The 16,825-nt window shown below is 37.0% G+C and carries 20 protein-coding genes; all 20 read right to left on the bottom strand.

Features of this window, described 5'->3' with window-relative positions; genetic code table 11:
• Window positions 1–112: 112 nt before the first annotated feature.
• The 20 genes from MKY01_RS12270 to MKY01_RS12175 all read right to left on the bottom strand — a co-directional run bounded on the left by MKY01_RS12270 (window position 113) and on the right by MKY01_RS12175 (window position 16,634).
• Window positions 113–574, bottom strand: coding sequence for an NUDIX domain-containing protein (locus MKY01_RS12270; protein WP_339286475.1), 462 nt, complete (start codon window positions 572–574; stop codon window positions 113–115).
• A gap of 243 nt (window positions 575–817) precedes the next feature.
• Window positions 818–1,618, bottom strand: coding sequence for an inositol monophosphatase (locus MKY01_RS12265; protein ID WP_339286474.1), 801 nt, complete (start codon window positions 1,616–1,618; stop codon window positions 818–820).
• Between the two features lie 155 nt (window positions 1,619–1,773).
• Window positions 1,774–2,406 (bottom strand): hypothetical protein, encoded by a 633-nt coding sequence (locus MKY01_RS12260; RefSeq protein WP_339286473.1) that lies wholly within the window; start codon window positions 2,404–2,406, stop codon window positions 1,774–1,776.
• 177 nt (window positions 2,407–2,583) lie between these two features.
• A complete protein-coding gene (locus MKY01_RS12255; protein WP_339286472.1) occupies window positions 2,584–3,048 on the bottom strand; it encodes a VOC family protein in 465 nt (154 codons plus the stop codon).
• 88 nt (window positions 3,049–3,136) lie between these two features.
• Window positions 3,137–3,904 carry a nucleotidyltransferase domain-containing protein gene (locus tag MKY01_RS12250; protein WP_339286471.1) on the bottom strand — a complete coding sequence of 256 codons (768 nt, stop codon included), beginning with the start codon at window positions 3,902–3,904 and terminating at the stop codon, window positions 3,137–3,139.
• Between the two features lie 201 nt (window positions 3,905–4,105).
• Window positions 4,106–4,885 (bottom strand): Cof-type HAD-IIB family hydrolase, encoded by a 780-nt coding sequence (locus MKY01_RS12245; protein WP_339286470.1) that lies wholly within the window; start codon window positions 4,883–4,885, stop codon window positions 4,106–4,108.
• A 201-nt stretch (window positions 4,886–5,086) separates the two neighbouring features.
• Window positions 5,087–5,713 (bottom strand): Type 1 glutamine amidotransferase-like domain-containing protein, encoded by a 627-nt coding sequence (locus tag MKY01_RS12240; protein WP_339286469.1) that lies wholly within the window; start codon window positions 5,711–5,713, stop codon window positions 5,087–5,089.
• A 237-nt stretch (window positions 5,714–5,950) separates the two neighbouring features.
• Window positions 5,951–6,595 (bottom strand): HAD hydrolase-like protein, encoded by a 645-nt coding sequence (locus tag MKY01_RS12235; RefSeq protein WP_339286468.1) that lies wholly within the window; start codon window positions 6,593–6,595, stop codon window positions 5,951–5,953.
• 239 nt (window positions 6,596–6,834) lie between these two features.
• A complete protein-coding gene (locus MKY01_RS12230) occupies window positions 6,835–7,554 on the bottom strand; it encodes a ferritin-like domain-containing protein (protein ID WP_339286467.1) in 720 nt (239 codons plus the stop codon).
• 174 nt (window positions 7,555–7,728) lie between these two features.
• The gene (locus MKY01_RS12225) at window positions 7,729–8,520 is read right to left on the bottom strand and encodes a GNAT family N-acetyltransferase (RefSeq protein WP_282321794.1); all 792 of its coding nucleotides are present in this window, start codon (window positions 8,518–8,520) and stop codon (window positions 7,729–7,731) included.
• Window positions 8,521–8,773: 253 nt separating this feature from the next.
• Window positions 8,774–9,205: a GNAT family N-acetyltransferase gene (locus MKY01_RS12220; protein ID WP_282321795.1), complete on the bottom strand. Its 432-nt coding sequence runs from the start codon at window positions 9,203–9,205 to the stop codon at window positions 8,774–8,776.
• Window positions 9,206–9,404: 199 nt separating this feature from the next.
• Window positions 9,405–9,809, bottom strand: a complete 405-nt coding sequence (locus tag MKY01_RS12215) for a DUF4259 domain-containing protein (RefSeq protein WP_339286466.1) — start codon at window positions 9,807–9,809, stop codon at window positions 9,405–9,407.
• Window positions 9,810–10,068: 259 nt separating this feature from the next.
• Window positions 10,069–10,536, bottom strand: coding sequence for a hypothetical protein (locus MKY01_RS12210; RefSeq protein WP_062833900.1), 468 nt, complete (start codon window positions 10,534–10,536; stop codon window positions 10,069–10,071).
• 234 nt (window positions 10,537–10,770) lie between these two features.
• Window positions 10,771–11,196, bottom strand: a complete 426-nt coding sequence (locus tag MKY01_RS12205; protein ID WP_211085347.1) for a GNAT family N-acetyltransferase — start codon at window positions 11,194–11,196, stop codon at window positions 10,771–10,773.
• Between the two features lie 581 nt (window positions 11,197–11,777).
• Window positions 11,778–12,218 (bottom strand): hypothetical protein, encoded by a 441-nt coding sequence (locus tag MKY01_RS12200; protein ID WP_339286465.1) that lies wholly within the window; start codon window positions 12,216–12,218, stop codon window positions 11,778–11,780.
• Between the two features lie 399 nt (window positions 12,219–12,617).
• Window positions 12,618–13,277, bottom strand: a complete 660-nt coding sequence (locus tag MKY01_RS12195; protein ID WP_127543649.1) for an HAD hydrolase-like protein — start codon at window positions 13,275–13,277, stop codon at window positions 12,618–12,620.
• Window positions 13,278–13,612: 335 nt separating this feature from the next.
• Window positions 13,613–13,969, bottom strand: a complete 357-nt coding sequence (locus tag MKY01_RS12190; RefSeq protein WP_339286464.1) for a hypothetical protein — start codon at window positions 13,967–13,969, stop codon at window positions 13,613–13,615.
• Between the two features lie 191 nt (window positions 13,970–14,160).
• Window positions 14,161–14,808, bottom strand: coding sequence for a hypothetical protein (locus MKY01_RS12185; protein WP_339286463.1), 648 nt, complete (start codon window positions 14,806–14,808; stop codon window positions 14,161–14,163).
• 224 nt (window positions 14,809–15,032) lie between these two features.
• On the bottom strand, window positions 15,033–15,458 hold the full coding sequence (locus MKY01_RS12180; protein ID WP_211085347.1) for a GNAT family N-acetyltransferase: 426 nt from the start codon (window positions 15,456–15,458) through the stop codon (window positions 15,033–15,035).
• Window positions 15,459–15,761: 303 nt separating this feature from the next.
• Window positions 15,762–16,634: an aminoglycoside phosphotransferase family protein gene (locus MKY01_RS12175; protein WP_339286462.1), complete on the bottom strand. Its 873-nt coding sequence runs from the start codon at window positions 16,632–16,634 to the stop codon at window positions 15,762–15,764.
• Between the last annotated feature and the right edge of the window lie 191 nt (window positions 16,635–16,825).

Genomic DNA, 16,825 nt, shown 5'->3' with positions numbered 1-16,825 from the left:
GCAGGGCTGTCTGGCTGTTCACTTCCCTGATCATAACTTCGGCCGGGCCTAAGGTGTTAGCACGCAGAGTGAATACGTTGTTATAAGCCCCATCTTCTTCAAATCCCTCAAGCTATCGTTTACTTAAGTGTTTAATATATCTTCCATCTGTTCCGTCTTGAAGCAACTCTAGTAACCCATCTGGTACCAGTTTTACTGTCAAATTCCCCTTAAAATAATTTAGTGGTTTCCAAACTGCTTTATAGGGTTTACTTCCTTCTATACCATCTATTTCTTCCAAATCGTAAAGTGATCTATTCATAAGTTCAGCCTCATAAATAAAATCATTTTCATGCCCAATTTGATCCTGGTAGTTGAATATATTCTCAATAATACCAATCAAGATAGGTTCTGAAATATCTGCATCAATTTCTTCTTTGACTTCACGAATTACGGTGATTTTACTACTTTCTCCATATTCAACTGTTCCCCCTATAGGTCGATAATAAGTTATGCCTACATCCTCATCAAAAAACTCTTCTAACAGTAGTTCTTCTCCTCTTTGGATAACACAAAGTGCAACTGTTCTAATCATTAATATGTCCTCCCTGCTTCTATGCATTTAGCCCACATAAATATAATTAGATTGTCATATAACGTTCCTGTATCCACGACCCTCCCACCAACTTAAGCGACCAATTGGAGCGGCCACGATGCGGTTAGTCAGGGCGGATGTGTCCGCTGGTTCTCTTCCCTGCCGATTGCTTCTCGTGGACAGAGGAGCTGTCAAGCTCCGGAGCGTGGATATAATGTTAGATGATGTCAGTTGCTTTTAGCGTTAACTCAATCCTTCTCTTACAATTTGCAATAATTCTTCTTTGTGGTCTGGTTGACATGCAATTAGATAAGGTTCTTCTTTCATTCCATTAAACTTATTTCCTTCAAAATCTATAACAAGCCCCCCTGCTTCCTTAACCATTAAGATACCTGAATACAAGTCATCACCTTCAGAATTGTACAGAACAATTCCATCAATATCTCCTTTGGCCAACATACACCATTGAAGCGTTGGAGCCCATAATCTTAACATTCGTTTAAATCTAATATCAATGTGTTGTCTTAGTTTTACTGCTTGCGGGTCGTTTTGTACTCTGTGACCTTGAATCCAACCTATATTTCCTTTGAAAATATTAGGGTTACTCTTAATTTGTATTTGTCGATTATTGCAGCTTGTACCTTCACCAATAACAGATACAAATAAACGTTCTGTTAGAGGTTCATAGACCACTCCAAGCACAGGCTCTCTTTTGTACATTAAGGTAATTGATATCGAAAAAACAGGTAAACCAATTGCAAAATTATTAGTTCCATCTAAAAGATCAATTAACCATAACCAATCGTGCTTAGTTCCGATAAGCCCTGCCTCTTCACTATGTATCTGATGATTTGGAAATACGTCTTGTATTTGTTTGATGATGATGTCTTCACAGGAATGATCTACTTCAGTAACCACATCCCCAAATTCATCTTTAGATCTCAGTTCAACAAAGTTATCAAACTTCTCTTTAGAGATTAGACCTGCTTCGCGAATAATTCTTATTGCTATCTCTTTTGCGGTTTGAATAATCTTCCGATCCATTACGCACCTATATTGATATTGATTTTAACTGATTTCATCTAACTTTTTGTGTTCACGACGACCGGCGAATGCCTGATACGTCTGGCTGGATACATTCTTCTGCTTATAGCTTCTACCCGACCAAGGAGCACTAGCGACGATGCTTGAACATCTGGTTAGGCGATGTCGTTGCCCTCCATGATTACCCTTACATACTCATCCCAATCCTTACCATCTGTATTGATTTCTATTGTTGGCACTCTTGAGATTTGAGCTTGATGTCTTAAAACATTTTGGATTTTTAATAATTCATTTACCGACGCTCTTACATCTTCTTCTGTTTTATAGATCCATCCTTCGGGTTGTCTACTTTTAATTCTTTCTTCTACAACTTCGGGCGAGATTGTAAGCAAAATACACTTGGCGTTTAAAGACTCAAGCTGTTCTTCTATTTTATTTATCTCTTCCAAATCCGAATCTACAAATGCAGCTCTATGATTTAAGTGAAACCTCTCCAGAACATAAAATAGTCCCCTAGATCCTCTAGATGCAGGACCAAGTTGAATAGCCCATTCGTTAAGTTTCTTTAGCATTTCAACCCGCTCTTTAAGTAACTCAATGTGTCCTTCTCGGGTTAGACTTACATATTCTCCATGATTATTATTCAAAATTTGAGAATAATGTTCTCCAAGAATAACTACGCTCCGTTCTGAGGATTCTTCTTGTGATTGATATCGTTTAATTGCTTTTAATACTGAAGTCTTCCCGGCATTTGAGTACCCCTCAAGAATTACTCCTCTAATATGCATTTAAATCTCCTTCCACTAGCAATTATTTCGCCTAACGTTTCTGTATTCATACGTTCAACGTAGTTGAATGCGTCTTCTGAAGCGCTTTCATCTGGCAGACCAAGACTCCGAAGGAGCCGCAGCGTGAATATTATGTTATCTGATGCTGATACTTCTTTTTGATATCCGAATACATTCTTAGTTCTTATCTTTCAGAAGATCTTCCCATTCATCAATTGATAATTTATTGGATATATTCTTTAAGTTTTCAGGGACACTTACAAAACACATTAATTCTAAACTATTTCCATCTGGATCATTGAAGTAGACTGAAGCATTTCCCTGATTAGGCCTAACAAATGGATCTATTGAATCTCTTTTTCCAAATGGGACAGGCTCTATTTCAATTGATTGAAGCCATTTCACACTGTCTCGAAGATCTTCATAACTAACTCGAAATGCTATATGCCTTAATGATGGATGATAAGAAGTTTTATGCTCTTTGCCTTGCCATAGACCGACCCAACTCTTTTCTTTTTCAATCCAGAAGAACGCTGTATCTTCATCTCTCCAGGCCAGCTCTAATCCTAATTTAGAATAAAATTCGATAGATTGATGTAAGTTACTTACTGGTAAATGTGCTTCATACAACCCAAGTATCATATTTTCTCCTTTCAATCTTGCCAGTGATGTCCCGACGGACTTAGGGGCTGGATCGCTTCTCAGAGTGACTACGAGCGTCAATATGTTGTTAGCCAACTGAATTTCTGGAAGCAGCCATTTTATTTAAGGCGTTCTCAAAATAGCTATATACTTCATCTGCGGTTTCCAGAAACTCTTCAACAGATACATCGCTATCCAAGTAACAAGCATATAGATACTCAACTAAAGCGGCGTTAATCTCACAATAGTTTAATATGGCATTCTTCATCTTAATGATTTCATCTTCCCATACCCCTGTATCTTCTAAAACCAAAGAGTATAATGCACGAATTAATCTCTTAGAGTAACCTTTAATATATCTAGTTTTCATTGCGTGATCACTAACATTAGAAAGTGATCGATGTACACGATCTACTTCCTCCTTGGTATCTGTATTTAAGTCTAAAATGAATTCTGGAGAAATGTTGATCGGGGGTACTTTTTCACCAATGTCTTCCCCATGTATGCAAACACAAATAATCTTAATCCAAAAACCCCAATCATTCGGTCTACTTAATACATCATCAATCGAGCAAATGATCGTATCCATCTTAGTGACGAATGGATATTCTTCCAAAAGCCTGTCTTTAATCATTGACAATCTTTCGTAATCAATATCTTCGGGATTTGCACATACAATAGTAAAGTCTGCATCTGACTTAAAAGGTTGAGCTGTTCCTTTTGGAATCGAGCCACACATATAAATGCTATGAATCTTATCTTTAAATTCGTTAAGTATATGATCTATATACTTATCAACCAAATCCTTATATTCACTTTGTATTGCAATTCTATTTATAACTTTTTCTAATATCATATAGACTCCTCCTAAAATAAGAACTTCTTTCGGCTAACGTTGTTGTATTCCTGACGTTCAAGCACCTTACCGTAGGGAACGGGTCAATAGACTTAGCTGATTGAATGTGTCACCTTAATCAACTTCTCCGATATCCTTCTTGGCGACCGAGGAGCAAGTGCGACGGTGTATGAATGTACTGTTAGATAAAGTAACCTTGAGTTACCCACAAAATCTTTCTAGACTTACAGCAACACCGTTTTCATCATTATTAACGGTTATTTCATCAGCGATTTCCTTCAATTCCCTAATCGCATTTCCCATAGCAATAGAATATCCCGCCATCTTAAAGAGGCCTACATCATTATGATCATCACCAAATACAATAACGGAATCCAATTCTACATTATATAATTCACAGAGTTTAGTAATTGCCATTTCCTTAGATGCCAGAAGAGGCATGATTTGTACTAATTTATTATTATCCGTAATTAGTATATTCACTCTACCCTCGAATTTTTCAAACAATCCAGAATTGTGATTATTGCCAGTCAGAAGTATCTTCGTAGCATCATATTGCTTTAATTCTTTTAAGGGTTTTACTATGGGGTTTGATTGTGTGTTCATTGAGCTAATATAATCAAGCTCTCTTAAACTAAACCACTCATCCTTCACTTCCATAGTCAGCTCAATTTGAGAGTCACACTTCAAACAGTAATCAAGAATTTCTGTAGTTACATGAGCAGGGATTGATTCATTAATTTCTATCTTGGTTTCCTTACATATCACTTGAGCTCCGTTGTAATATACAAAAGCCCCGATATCTACTAATCCTTGTGGAAGCAACCAATTAACCGCCCTGGGCGGTCGAGCTGTTGCAAATATTATTCTCATTCCTTTCTGATAACAAGATAAGACCGCATCTATGTTTCTCTTAGAAACTTCTTTTTTTGAATTTAATAATGTTCCATCCAAGTCAAGAACTACAGTTGAATACTTCAATGAATCAACTCCCAATATAAACTTCTTCGTTATTTTATCTACCTTTGTTGTATTCACTAACCCGAGAGACTTAAAGGAGCTACTGGGTCGAAGAGTTAGCCTCACAGGAGTTGTCTGCTGGATACTACTTCCTCGAGCAGACCAAGGGGTGTAGCCCCAGCGTGAATACGGTGTTAGTATGATTTCAGGGGCTTCTCCGATTCAATGTGCTTGGTTCATTATGATTGAGATATATTCTTCATCTTTAAGCCTTGTAACCTTACAGTTCTCATTGGATTCAAATTCTACTATTCTCTCTTCAATTGTTTTATTAGTACGATCTTTAAATATGTCCTCTCGATCATAGTGAGGAAAAATAAGCTTGTCAGTTACACCTAATGCGTTAAAATCCGTTAAATCAATTGTGTTCATCTGTGGAGTAAAGAAATCCACAATGTTAATATTCGGCCCCAGTAATAACGTTCCTGCACTTACTCCAACGATAATTACATTCTGTGCAGCCAGTGTTCTGATAATTTCATCAGCACCACTTTTCTTAGCGTAATACAATAATGTAAATGGATTTCCACCATTGATATATATAACATCTCTATGTAAGAGAATTTGCGGGTCATCAAATTCAATATCTACAAAATTGATATGCTGAAATCCCATGTCCTTAAACTCCTGCATTGCTCTTTGTGCATATCTATTAGTTTCTTTTCTAGGGGATGCTGTTGTAATAATTGAGACTTTTAATTGAGAAATATCTCCATCAATAAAATCCAGAAATTGATTTTTAATATCTTCAGTATAAAAACCACAAGAGGTTAGTAACAAGCTACTCATTGAAATCACCGTCCTTAACTAATAGTTTATATAATCTTTATAATTTAATTAAGCATTCCCCTGATTTCTGCTAACGTTCCTTTATTCATGAACCCCAAAGGGGTTGTCTGCCGAAATTGCCTCATCGGAATCCCTGCAGCCCAAGGCTCCGTGAGGAGCCGCTACTTGAATATGATGTTGTAGAATGTCAGCGTCTTCTTCGAAAATACTTACACAAATATTCCACTTCCCATGATGTTAAATATATTTTTTCAATTCAAGTAAATCATCAATAATATAATCCGCTTGTTTAAGCTCCCTTTCTTGGGCAAAGTCAAATCGACAACCAATAGCCTTCAACCCATTTTTTTTTGCGGCATTGAAATCAGAAATCCTGTCCCCAACCACAGTTGCATTGCTGATGTGATGTTTTTTAAGAATATGACCGACTAAGTCATCCTTATTTTGAGTTCCTATTTGTTGGATGCTATAAGTTTCTGCCACCCACTTATCTAATTTGTAGCAGTTAACGATGGCATTAAGGTATTCGTTTAGTCCATTACTTGCAATAAAAATGAAATAGCCTTCATGTTTCAAGTAATCAAAAATTTCTTTGACATGCGGATATAAGGCGCCATTGCCATTATTAATATTTGCAATTAGCTTCTCTAGGAAGATCTCGTCCACAATTCGTCTGATTTCATTTGAATGTTTCGGCAATAACGTTTCCCAAACTACTGGTAGAGGAACACCCATTATTTCACGATATTTTTGAGTTGGAGTCTCACTCGACCATTCATTTAGAGACCTCAAGATAGTAAATGTTTCTTCTAACGATAACTCTAAGATTTTGTTTGTTTGAAATAGTGTACCATCCATATCGAAAATAACCGCTTCCAGCATGATTTCACTCCTATTCAAAATAAAATAATGAATTGTTATACTGTTTTTACGCTGATCACCTATAAAGTTCTGTATTCACGACGTCCCACCGAATTAAGGCTCCGTCAAAAGACGGCCGCGATGCGGTTAGTCGGTGCGGATGTGTCCGCCAGATTCCACTTCCCTGCCAATTCCCTTCGGGCTGACCGAGGGAGCGTCAGGACCCAAAGCTTGGATATAATGTTATCTGACGTAAACCTCTACTGTGAATTAGCTATAATCTTCTTCGTTAAGTTAAACTCATGACGGCATTCATAGTAATAACTTTTGAGTTTATATCCCCCAGCTTTAAATACTGGCTTATGTTGATACCACACTATAATTAGCGTTCCTTCAAAAAGGATTCTACGAAGGATATAAACTATTCTGTTAAAGAGAACGTTTCTATTTTGAGCAAATTTATGAAGTGTTTCGGATTGAAACTGAACATGTTTCTCCTCATCACTTAAAATTTGATTACATATATCTATTAATACTTCTGACTTTGTAGATTTTTGCAAGGCTTTATAGTACAACTTAGCAATGATCTCAGCAGTTAATAGAACAATGACTGATTGTTCTAGACTCGCATATCGACGTAATCTTCTAAATACATTGTCCACCCAATGTCTACGAAGGAGTGGGATTCCCTGTACCTTCATAAATCTGCCCAGATCTCTAGCGTGCCTTTGTTCTTCTTTAATGAACTCTATAAGCGCTTCATAGTAATCCTGATCTTGTGTCTGATGTACATATTCTTGTGCACGTTTAATTAGATATTTACCTTCAGAGTTTTCTCCTAATTGAAACTGTTGAATTGACTTAATGATTATTTCTCTTTCATTATTTGTTAATTTATAGTTGTCATCCCAATGAATATATTTGAGATTTTGATTATTTTTTCGATAATATTGAACCCATTTCGAGAAAGTGATCTTCATTATTTGCTCCTAAATGTAATAGGTTTATGTAAGATAACGTTCCTGTATTCATGAACCCCAACGGAGTTGTCTGCTGAAATGCCTCTTCGAAATCCACCTCGCAGACCAAGACTCCGAAGGGCCGCGGCTTTGAATATTATGTTAGGCGATGCCAGCCTAAATTTCCCCTCACAATTAATCCCTAGACCACGTTGCCCGGGTATATCCGATTCTCATACCTACTCTTTCCATATTCCGGTGGCTTTGCGAGCCATATGAGCACTGACTAACAACGAGATTACAATTCTTGTAGGCATCATGAATTCGTCTAAGTAATAAATTTGTTTGAAATCCTTTATTTCGATATCCAGGTAGTGCTGTCGCAAATGTTAATGAAGCAACATTGTTCTCTATATACATTACAGCTACTGCAACTGGATAGCCCTGATCCAACCCCAAATAATAGTGCCATCCAGGACGGGAAAACAGTACTCGGTTATTTGCAGCTACGTGTTCTTTCCCATCAAGAGATAATCCTGTACCTAAACAATGAATTTCTGCATATGTATCGAACTCATCTTCAAGTAGTTCACGAATTTCCAGTTTATGATGATCAAACGAATTTAGATTCCCAGGTTCACAAAAAAGCGTTGTATGAAATCCTGATTGATAAAAGCCTTTATTATGGAGCGTTTTCATTACTTTTTGATCTATCTTACCGGGGATGACTTGAATCTCAAAATTCCTCTCCCGCTCATTATAAAAGTCTAAGATATCTTCAATGACATCTTCAGAAATTCTTCCCTTTACATTATTAAATAGACCCCAGGGCATGGTTTTGCTATAAAACGCCGTGCTCTCCCCGAATCGTTTTATTTCAATCCCCTCAGGGTTTCCTCCTCGTTCTCTAATTGCAGTCATTCGATCAACCATATAATTAATTTCAGATTTTTCTAAAATATCCGCTAGTTCAAAATTAAAAATCATTAAATCTATCCCCTTCCTTAATCTGCATATAATTATGCAATTAATTTTGAGTAGTTTCACCCAACGTTCCTGTATTCATGACCCCCGAAGGACTTGTCTACTGAAATACTTCCCCGAATTCCTTCTCGTAGACCCAGGCTCCATCGGAGCCGTAGCATGAATATTATGTTATCCGATGTTAACGACTTCTTGAACTTACTTTCACATTCTTTATAACCTTTAGGTTCAATACATCTTTATTGTTCTATTTTATTTATATTTTCTTTTGTAGTATTTGCTCCTCTTTCTTTATATAATTTGATTTTTCATATGTTTTTATCGCTGTTTCATTCTTTTTACCTGTGAGCACTTTCACCGATCTAACGCCTTTTAATATAAGTTCTTTCTCAACAAAGTCTAAAACCTTTGTAGCAATTCCCTTCCTTCTAGCGTCACCCATAATATACAATTCGGTTACTTCTGCATACGGTTCTGAATAACAGATTGATTTAAAATACTGGGCACATGCAAATCCAACTGGTAGATCATTGATTAAGGCTATTACAACAATCTCATTTGAATCAGATAAGCTTGCAATGATTTCTTCTTCAGAAATTCCTACTCCATTAAATTCAACATTAAGTTTAGCGAGATATTTTGCATCTTTTGCCTCTGCTATTCGAATTTGAATATTCGTTTCAATCAAAGATTTCACTCCAATTATATTTTGTTTTTAATAGTTCTTTGTTAAGTTCGGATAACGTTCCTGTATTCACGAACCCCGAAGGGGTTGTCTACCGAAGTGCCTCTTTGAAATCCTTCCCGCAGACCAAGACTTCATCGGAGCCGCTGCTTGAATATTTTGTTATGTGAAGTTCCCTTTTCTCGAAAAGCTATCAAGTTCTTTACAATCGATTTTCTAAATCATTTATTGTATTTAACCAGATCGGATATTCTTCTGATTCTTCCCATAGCTCTTTTAGTTCTGAATCTTTCTTAATTTTCTTGACTGCTCGTTTAGCTTTTGAAATGAGTTTTTTTCCTTTACCTCTATGTGTATCGATCCAGTCATATAGATCTCCTGTATTACTTTGATTATTCAATATCTCTTTCCCAGGACTACCTTGTAATGCTGCAAGGATCTCAATTGCGCCTAGAGCATTTGAAGCTAGATTTGAGTCAATATATTCTTCTTCTAATACTTCTTTAATCGTCTCTTCAATTAATTCGATGTCATCAGAATCAAGTAAATCTGCCTTCCAATCTAATACATCATCGTTCTCAAAAATCCCAGTTCCCCATGCTCCCATCAATTAACCTCCAAAAAGTGTCATTATGTTTTAAAGCCCTTAGGGAATTTCACATAGCGTTCCCTGTATTCACAACGTCCCACCGACTTAAGCGACCAACGGGATCGGTCGCGATGCGGTTAGTCGGTGCGGATGTGTCTGGCTGAATTCACTTACCCGCTACTGCGAATAGCATCATCGAATCCACTTCTGACTCCGGCTAGACCGAGGGCCGAATGGCCCGAAGCGTGAATATTATGTTATGCGTAGTACCTGACTTCTACGAGATACTATGTTTATAAATGGTTTTAAGATTCTCAATATATTTATCCTTGCTAAATTTCATTTTGGGCACTAAATCTAACCAGGTAACTTCTTTCCCGACTAACTCATAATTATATGGTATTCCTAGATTACTAGAATCCACTCCAATCCGTCTCCAAATCACTTGATCATTTAATTTTAAAACTTCAGCAACAATTAGTGTACATGTTAAATCGCAATCATCCGGACACATTAATATTGGTAAAATAACAATCTCTTCTTCTGAAAGAAAACGTCTTAGTACTAACTCTGCTTCTTCCTTCAGTCCAATCCAATCAGTAATTGTCGGAATTAAACCTAAATATAAATTATCTGGATACAAATTATGAAGATATAAATCAAACGGAATTCCATCAATCGTTATTACAGGATGTTCTACATTGACATATTTACTTGTCTGCATATCTATAGAAAATATATTCATTAAGTATCTCTCTTTCTAATATAATTTTCATTTTCCAGATCTTACGCATAACGTTCCTGTATCCACGACGTACTACCGACTTAAGGCTCCGCCAGGTGCCGGCCGCGAGCGGTTAGTCGGTGCGGATGTGTCCGCTGATTCTGCTTCCCTGCCAATCGCTTCTAGCGGACCAAGGGCTTTTAGGCCCGAAGAGTGGATATAATGTTATATGAAGTCTGTGTCTTCTTTAATTGCTCACATTGTTTTTCTTCCCTGAGGTATTCTTCTCATTGATCGTTCTAAGTCTCTTTCAAATCCATATTGTTCATATAAACTATGTGCATCTAATGTCCCAAGAATTCCACTCATCCATTCATATTCATCAGAATTTACAATTTGTTCTACCAATTTCTTTCCAATCCCCTGACCTTGATATTCTTTCAATACAAATACATCACAGAGATAATAGACAGTAGCATTATCTGTAACTACTCTTGCAAAAGCAATTTGCTTGTCATTATGATAAACTCCAAAACAATGTGAATTTTCTATAGATCTTAATATACGTTCTTGTGGTCTCCTATTAGCCCAATAGCTTTGGACTAAAAAATCTAAAATCACTTGCTTGTCAAGCTTAGATTTATCATCAGAAATTAAATAATCTTTATAGATCATCTCCATGAGAACACCTCCATTTTATTGTTAATATTGTGGGTTTTAAGCTCTAAGCAGATTTCCTATAACGTTGCGCATTTCTGACGTCCAAACGGCTTAAGGACCGGAGGTTCGGGTGGCCTTGCCACTTAGCCGGTTGGATGTGTCGCCTGATTCCACTTCTCCGAAATCCCTCTTGAAGACCGAGGAACGTCAGCGACGAAGCAAAAATGCATTGTTATACGCGCCCCTTCTTCTTCGATTCTACTTCCTTATATGTCTTGTGTATTTTATCTTTTGGTTCTATCTTTTGCTCCTATCAAATCCGTTTCCGCATAGGGAAGATCCCCTCATTTACTCTCGTACGCCTTCAGCAGTATCAACTTTGGTTTGTGTAGTAACTTCATCCAATGAACGCTAGCCTTATAAGAGGCTCGTGTTCCTCGGACCGGAGATTTGCCGATGACTTCATTCAGATTCCTGCTCACGTTGGACACCCCTGCCTTAAGCTATGGCTTACTTCTAACCTCACCATTCGAGACTTAATCCTTGATATAGAATACATGCTGAACGCACAATCAAAATTTAAGAGGATTGTTGTCCTCCCTTTAATTCGCAATAGACAAATATGTATTAATGACATGCACAATACCAAAAAGTACTGTTGGTATAATAGCCAGATAATTTTGAAGCCAAATCTCAGCTAATATAAAATATACTACCGGGAGAACGGCCATCCCCAAAAAAATAATCGAGTTTGCGTTGCCTGTAAAATACAATATCCATAGCCCATAATAAAAAATCAACATTATTGCCATACCAATTATATACGGACATCGCATTTCAGATGCTTGTTTTCTTACAACAAATATCAGAAGAAAGAAAAATATCGCCTGACTTCCGTGCTCCAAAACATCTAAAATCAAATAGCTATTTGCATGGTTTCCTGATATATCTGACGCAGGAATTAAAAAATAAAATATATTTGGTATCATTGGCAATAAAAAGATGATTAGACCCTTCCATGAAAAACCAAAATAATAATTCATTTGATCCTCTCTTTCGCATAATAGAAATATTCTTTAGTTTGCACTTTATTATGAATCCGCTTCTCTAGTATTCCTCTTGATGACCAAGGAGCATAACTAACGATGTGGAAATTTATTGTTATATGGTACACCTTCTAATATTCCGTTCATCCTGGTTTTCAACTGCTACGTTGTAAATGTATTCTTTCACCTATATTTATTATTTGCTATTAATTGGTTGCATGGTTTAACATTCTTAAGGGGTTGCGTATAACGTTCTGTATTCACGAACTTGCGCAGCAAGTTGTCACATGAATCAACTCCCCTGCCAAAAACATCATTGTGAACAAGGGGTAACCGCAGCTTAAATATGGTGTTATAGGATTTCAGCGTCTTCTTCGATATAATTACAAAAGCATTCTACTTTCCCTGATGTTTAAATATATTTTTTAATTCAAGTAAGTCGTCAATAATAAAATCCGCTTGTGCAAGCTCCCCTTCTTGGGCAAAATCAAATCGACAACCAATAGCCTTCAACCCATTGTTTTTTGCGGCATTGAAATCAGAAATCCTGTCCCCAACTACAGTTGCATTGCTGATGTGATGTTTTTTAAGAATATGACCGACTAAGTCATCCTTATTTTGAGTTCCTATTTGTTGGATGCTATAAGTTTCTGCCACCCACTTATCTAATTTGTAGCAGTTAACGATGGCATTGAGGTATTCGTTTAGTCCATTACTTGCAATAAAAATGAAATAACCTTCATGTTTCAAGTAATCAAAGATTTCGTTGACATGAGGATATAGGGCGCCATTGCCATTATTAATATTTGCAATTAGCTTCTCTAGGAAGATCTCGTCCACAATTCGTCTGATTTCAGTTGAATGATTCGGTAATAATGTTTCCCAAACTACTGGTAGAGGAACTCCCATTATTTCACGATATTTTTGGGTTGGAGCTTCACTCGACCATTCATTTAGAGACCTTAAGATAGAAAATGTTTCTTCTAACGATAATTCTAAGATTTTGTTTGTTTGAAATAGTGTTCCATCCATATCGAAAATGACTGCCTCCAGCATGGTTTCTCCCCTATTCAAAAATAAAATAATGAATTGTTATATTGTTTTACGCTGATTTCATATAACGTTCTGTATTCACGACGCCCACCGAATTAAGGCTCCGTCAAGAGACGGCCGCGATGCAGTTAGTCGGTGAGGAAGTGTTCGCTGAATCTGCTTCCCTGCCAATCACTTCTCGTGAACATCGGACCTTCAGGTCCGATGCGTGGATATGATGTTATATGCTTTACAGACTTCTTCGATCCACATCTACATTCTCATTTCATTGCACTCTACAAAACTGTTATTTTTCTTTATAGTCATTTGCTGCCTCTTTAATTCCTTCATTTTTAGAATTAATTCCCAATACAATTCCCCAATCTAGTAATTTTGGAATTGCCTCTGAAAGTAGCTCTAACAATCCACGATACTCCCCATTCATCGTCAAGACAAATTGCTGTTTTAGCTACATTAGGAAGATGTTCTATTAGCCAATCAGAAGGAATTTTTTTAATCTTTTTCCTCGCTATTTCAATTGGGTGGGTATTTTGTGGCTGGCAAGCCCATTCAATAAGGATAGTGAGTATTTTTATTCCAAGCCCCGCAGGGATACGTTCAATATCTTCTAATCTAGTTGATATATTGGGAGATATTTGATTAATTTCATAATCTATTTTCAGTTCTTGCCATGATGCCATACCATGATTCATCATTCTTCCCTCCTAATACATTCATCCTCAATTGGAACTAGATCTCCGGGATTGCATATAACGTTCTTGTGTTCACAAACCCGAGAGGATGAGAGTGCGACAGAAGATTGGCGCGATCCCTTGCCAATTTTCGCAAGGGGCGTGACAACAGCTCATTTTGGGAGTGCTTTGTTAGGTGTAGTGCTGGAAAACTCTTATTTTATCTGTGGAACGCCCTTAATATTTTTCAGCCAGTTATTCACTGCATCTTTTTGTTTCGGGGTTATCTTAAAGTTTCTTATAATATACGTTTTTATGCTTTTTAAAAAATTGTTGTGTTCTCCAAGCTTATCAAGCGCAACATCTATCCAAAATAAGTAATTGTAACATCTTTGCAGATTGGCAAGTTTATATCTTCCATCAGTCTTGTTTTCAATGTTCAATATGTGCCGTATTTCACTTTCATTAAGTTCTTCATTTTGGCTTTTATTATAGTAGTTTTTTAAAACGCTATATGAAACGGAATGATACTTCTCAAATTTCTTTTCTCTTAGTTCAAGATACTCAATCGCTTTTCTTTTATCTTCCTCAGCTCTAATAATTGGCTTTTCTGAATTACCGCCGCCGCCGCCATTTCCGCCCAGTGGTTGTGTGTATTTTGTCAAATCAGGAATTGCTGAAAGCTTAATTCCTTGATCAATGTTTTTTTCTGTACAAGATGGACCTGCACATACAATTTCACCGGTTTCCTTATGCTTCAATTTATATGCTTTGAGAGAAGTCATATTCTTTGCGCAAAAATGGCACTTTTTCTCATGCTCAATGAGGTCTTTGCATATTGGTTTATAAAGTCTTTCAGGCATTTTGTCCCTCCATACAAACTTATGCTAGCATTACGCCTAACGTTCCTGTATCCACGACGTAATACCGACTTAAGGCTCCGCCAGGTGCCGGCCGCAATGCGGTTAGTCGGTGCGGATGTGTCCGCTGATTCTGCTTCCCTGCCAATCGCTTCTAGCAGACCGAGGGCTTTTAGGCCCGAAGCGTGGATATAATGTTATATGAAGTCTGTGTCTTCTTGAATTGCTCACATTGTCTTTCTTCCCTGAGGTATTCTTCTCATTGATCGTTCTAAGTCTCTTTCAAATCCATATTGTTCATATAAACTATGTGCATCTAATGTCCCAAGAATTCCACTCATCCATTCATATTCATCAGAATTTACAATTTGTTCTACCAATTTCTTTCCAATCCCCTGACCTTGATATTCTTTCAATACAAATACATCACAGAGATAATAGACAGTAGCATTATCTGTAACTACTCTTGCAAAAGCAATTTGCTTGTCATTATGATAAACTCCAAAACAATGTGAATTTTCTATAGATCTTAATATACGTTCTTGTGGTCTCCTATTAGCCCAATAGCTTTGGACTAAAAAATCTAAAATCACTTGCTTGTCAAGCTTAGATTTATCATCAGAAATTAAATAATCTTTATAGATCATCTCCATGTAAACACCTCTATTTTATTGTTAATATTGTGGGTTTTAAGCTCTAAACAGATTTCACATAACGTTCAGGTATTCACGAACCCGAGAGGCTTAAGGCGACAAAGTCGCCGGGTGGCTACGCCACTTAGCCTCGTAGGGTTGTCCGAGTGAATCAACTTCCTCGAAATGCCTCGGGCTGACCAAGCGGCCGTAAGTCCGCGATGTGTGATTACAATGTTGTATGATGTCGACTCTTCTTTGGAACACTAAATATCAATCACTTTTACTAATTTATTCACCAACACGAATAATTAATTAGTGGTTCTATCTAAATTCTTTAATTCCATCTTCAAAAGCCTCCGAGTCATTATGATCTATTCCATGTAGAGCTTCCTGTAAAGCAAAGGTGCTTCTATAAAAATGGACTCTTTCTGAAATTTGTCTTCCGTTCGGGTATAGATTAGTGCATGTTTCAAAAAACTCTTCTCCGTAGCTGGAAAGAAATCCCGCTAAATCATATGCCGGGTCCCCAAGTCCTGAGCCTCCGAAGTCAATAACTCCTGCAATTCTTTTATCTTTTCGATTCCATATGATATTGCCTGCTCCGAAGTCTCCATGAATAAAGGTTTTCTTTAAATTCTGATTATGGGTATTATTTAAAAATATATTAAAGTTATCTACTACTTTTTCTTGTGCATCTAATCGCATAAATGGAAAGAGTTTCTCTTTTATTCTAATAAACAGATCTTCTATAATTCTATATACACTTTCATGTTGTTTCTGAGAAACTACCGCTTTCGGTATGTCCATAGAATGGAGTTCAATAAGAAAAGTAACAAGTTGTGAGGCAATTGCATCTATAAGGTTTTGGCTTTTGATAGTTATTAATTCTTCCTTCCAAAAAGGAGCACCTTCAATCAGCTTATAGCCCATGAAAGTCTTACCCACCTCCAGCTCATCAAATGATTTATAGGCTGGATAGGGAATCTGCATTGTTACAGTCTTTCTAATAGTTTCTAATAACTCTGTTTCTCTCTTTAATTTTTCTAATCCTTGCTTATACTTAGGAAACCTAAAGACGAGAGAGTGATTAATAATAAATACGTCATTATTCTGACCGATCTCATTTTGTTTAACATCTTGAATATGTAAATCTGGGTAAACTTCTTGAATGCGTTGAACGTAGGTAGAGATCATATATACAAGCTCCTTCGATAATAAATGTTTTACTTTCTTGAATTCTGGCTGATTTCCTATAATGTTGCGCATTTCTGACGTCCAAACGGCTTAAGGACCGGAGCTCCGGGTGGCTTTGCCACTTATATGTCTCCTGATTCCACTTCTCCGAAATCCCTCTTGAAGACCGAGGAGCGTCAGCGACGAAGCAA

It is taken from the genome of Paenibacillus sp. FSL R5-0486 (assembly GCF_037975155.1).
GTDB classification, from domain to species: domain Bacteria; phylum Bacillota; class Bacilli; order Paenibacillales; family Paenibacillaceae; genus Paenibacillus; species Paenibacillus amylolyticus.
The sequence above is the reverse complement of the archived record's forward strand: the minus strand, read 5'-3'. Positions and strand labels throughout refer to the sequence as shown.

Coding starts and splice junctions, on each gene's coding strand:
- MKY01_RS12270 (WP_339286475.1), bottom strand. CDS start 574: ATGATTAGAACAGTTGCACTTTGTGTTATCCAAAGAGGAGAAGAACTA.
- MKY01_RS12265 (WP_339286474.1), bottom strand. CDS start 1,618: ATGGATCGGAAGATTATTCAAACCGCAAAAGAGATAGCAATAAGAATT.
- MKY01_RS12260 (WP_339286473.1), bottom strand. CDS start 2,406: ATGCATATTAGAGGAGTAATTCTTGAGGGGTACTCAAATGCCGGGAAG.
- MKY01_RS12255 (WP_339286472.1), bottom strand. CDS start 3,048: ATGATACTTGGGTTGTATGAAGCACATTTACCAGTAAGTAACTTACAT.
- MKY01_RS12250 (WP_339286471.1), bottom strand. CDS start 3,904: ATGATATTAGAAAAAGTTATAAATAGAATTGCAATACAAAGTGAATAT.
- MKY01_RS12240 (WP_339286469.1), bottom strand. CDS start 5,713: ATGAGTAGCTTGTTACTAACCTCTTGTGGTTTTTATACTGAAGATATT.
- MKY01_RS12235 (WP_339286468.1), bottom strand. CDS start 6,595: ATGCTGGAAGCGGTTATTTTCGATATGGATGGTACACTATTTCAAACA.
- MKY01_RS12230 (WP_339286467.1), bottom strand. CDS start 7,554: ATGAAGATCACTTTCTCGAAATGGGTTCAATATTATCGAAAAAATAAT.
- MKY01_RS12225 (WP_282321794.1), bottom strand. CDS start 8,520: ATGATTTTTAATTTTGAACTAGCGGATATTTTAGAAAAATCTGAAATT.
- MKY01_RS12215 (WP_339286466.1), bottom strand. CDS start 9,809: ATGGGAGCATGGGGAACTGGGATTTTTGAGAACGATGATGTATTAGAT.
- MKY01_RS12210 (WP_062833900.1), bottom strand. CDS start 10,536: ATGAATATATTTTCTATAGATATGCAGACAAGTAAATATGTCAATGTA.
- MKY01_RS12205 (WP_211085347.1), bottom strand. CDS start 11,196: ATGGAGATGATCTATAAAGATTATTTAATTTCTGATGATAAATCTAAG.
- MKY01_RS12200 (WP_339286465.1), bottom strand. CDS start 12,218: ATGAATTATTATTTTGGTTTTTCATGGAAGGGTCTAATCATCTTTTTA.
- MKY01_RS12195 (WP_127543649.1), bottom strand. CDS start 13,277: ATGCTGGAGGCAGTCATTTTCGATATGGATGGAACACTATTTCAAACA.
- MKY01_RS12190 (WP_339286464.1), bottom strand. CDS start 13,969: ATGATGAATCATGGTATGGCATCATGGCAAGAACTGAAAATAGATTAT.
- MKY01_RS12185 (WP_339286463.1), bottom strand. CDS start 14,808: ATGCCTGAAAGACTTTATAAACCAATATGCAAAGACCTCATTGAGCAT.
- MKY01_RS12180 (WP_211085347.1), bottom strand. CDS start 15,458: ATGGAGATGATCTATAAAGATTATTTAATTTCTGATGATAAATCTAAG.
- MKY01_RS12175 (WP_339286462.1), bottom strand. CDS start 16,634: ATGATCTCTACCTACGTTCAACGCATTCAAGAAGTTTACCCAGATTTA.